Annotated in this window: 1 protein-coding gene and 1 pseudogene; both read left to right on the top strand. The window is 71.3% G+C overall.

The genetic code is table 11. The features are described 5' to 3' along the window. A pseudogene (locus ACVNF4_RS35075) lies at positions 1 to 416 on the top strand (hypothetical protein); the annotation flags it as partial. A 148-nt stretch (positions 417 to 564) separates the two neighbouring features. Continuing rightward, the gene (locus ACVNF4_RS35070; protein WP_461806895.1) at positions 565 to 2,079 is read left to right on the top strand and encodes an alkaline phosphatase; all 1,515 of its coding nucleotides are present in this window, start codon (positions 565 to 567) and stop codon (positions 2,077 to 2,079) included. The last annotated feature ends 211 nt before the right edge of the window (positions 2,080 to 2,290 follow it).

Genomic DNA, 2,290 nt, shown 5'->3' with positions numbered 1-2,290 from the left:
CGGACGACGCCACGGGCGGGCCGCTCTCGGCGCTGGCGGTGGTGGTGCCGGCGCTCTCGGCGGGCGCGGCGGCCGTCTTCGCCATGCTCGGCTTCGGCCTCAGGACGGCCGGTGCCGGATCACGGCTCTCCGAGGCGCTGCTGCTCGCCGCGCTGGTGGCCACCGGCGCGGCGGTCGTATCCGCGCTGGCCGGGTTCGGCTGGCTGCTGGTGACGGCACTGCGCGACCGCTCCACCTCCGACGAGGCGAACCTCGCGGTGGCCCGTGCCCGCGCCGTGTGGGAGCAGGCCCTGCTCGACCGGGGCATCCTGCCCTACTTGCGCACCGCACTGGCCGCCGACGGCATGGCGGGCGCACCCTCCCCGCGCGCGGAGCGGGGGTTCGGCTCTCCGGAGCTTCCCGACAGTGCAGGGTGAGCCCGGCTCAACACCCGTGTCCCGAAAACGAGTTGAGAGGTGAGAGCGTGGTTAACTTCCGGGAAGCGGAAAGTAAGGTGAGCGTGTTCGCTTGAGAGACGCTTGTGACTCGGTTTACGTTCACTTTGCGGCGCTTGGCTTCGTGCCCATGAGACTCAAGTCATTCAGATCACTGACGGTGCTCGCCGTGACGAGCGCCGTCGCCGCGGGTACGACGGTCACCGCGAGCTCCGTGCCCCAGGAGCACGTCGGCGGCGGCGAGATCCGCAACGTGATCTACCTGCTGGGCGACGGCATGGGGCGCACCCACGTCACCGCGGGCCGTGAGCGCTACTACGGCGCCACGGGCAAGCTGAACATGGAGCGGCTGCCGAACTACGGCGCCGTGGCCACCTACGCAGTGGAGAAGGGCAGCGCCCAGCCCGCGCTGGTCACCGACTCGGCCAGCTCGGCCACCGCCTGGTCGTCCGGCGTGAAGACGTACAACGCGGCGATCGGCGTCGACGCCTACGAGAAGCGTGTCGGCACGCTGATGGAGCGGGCCAAGAAGGCCGGCTTCGCCACCGGCAACGTCTCCACGGCCGAGGTCACCGACGCCACCCCGGCCGCCATGATGAGCCACGCCCTGCTGCGCGGCTGCCAGGGCCCGGTCTACTCGGACGCGGCCTGCCTGCCGAAGAAGGCCGACGGCTCCTTCGAGGACAAGCCCGCCGACCGGACCCTGATCACCCCGATCGCCGAGCAGATCGCCCGCAACGGCACCGCCGACGTGATCTTCGGCGGCGGCATGGCCCGCTTCGAGCCGGACGACCAGAAGGCGCTTGAGGCGCAGGGTTACCGGGTGCTCGGCAACTTCGGCGACCCGGCGCTTCCCGCGCAGACCGCGGCCAGCCAGAAGGTCGCCACCAAGGCGGACCTGGACGCGGCCAAGGGCAAGAAGGTCATCGGCCTGTTCAACCGGGGCAACCTGACCGTGGAGCAGGCCAAGGCGCAGCTGCCCGGCGGTGCCCCGCAGAAGCAGGAGCCGACACTCGCGGAGATGACCAGGAAGTCCCTGTCGCTGCTGGGCGGCCGTTCCAAGAAGGGCTTCCTGCTCCAGGTCGAGGGCGCGCAGATCGACAAGCGCTCGCACGCCAACGACGCCGCGCAGACCCTCGGCGAGATCAAGGCGTTCGACGACGCCGTCAAGGCCGCCGTCGACTTCGCCAGGAAGGACGGCCACACCCTGGTCGTCGTGACGGCCGATCACGAGTGCGCCGGCTTCAACATCATCGAGAAGGGCAGCTACACCAACGCGGAGGCGGTCGCGCCCCCGGCCAACGCCGACTCCGGGAACACGGCGAACAACTCCACGCCGTCCCGCACGGCGTCGGGCGCCAAGGACCCGGCCCGCTCCTCCGGCATCGTCAACGGCGCCGGCTCCGGCGACGTCAAGAACTTCGGCCCCGCCACGTTCCGCACCCCGGACGACGCGGCCGGCGTCAAGGACGGCAGCCCCGAGGCGAGCCTCTGGCTGAGCTATCTCTCCGGCAACCACACCGGCGCCGATGTGCCGATCTACGCCTACGGGCCGGGCGGCAGCCGGTTCGCCGCCAGCCAGAACAACACCGAGCTGTACGGCAAGCTGTACCGCTCGCTGTTCGGCACGGCGCCCCGCGGCTGACCGCAGCCGGACCCGTTCGGTGTGAGGCCGGGGAGCGCATCGCCCCCGGCCTCACGCTCCCGCACCCACCCGTAAGTCCAGGAGGACGACCGATGAGACGATCTCGCAGCCGTGCCGCGGCGGCCGCACTGGGCGTCCTCGCTCTCGCGGCACTCACCGCTTGCAGCGGCGCGGCGCACGACGACGCCGCCCCCGACCTCGTCGTCCTCAC

This window comes from Streptomyces sp. S6 (genome assembly GCF_054880855.1).
Note: the sequence above shows the minus strand (reverse complement) of the source record. Positions and strands in the feature narration are given on the sequence as shown.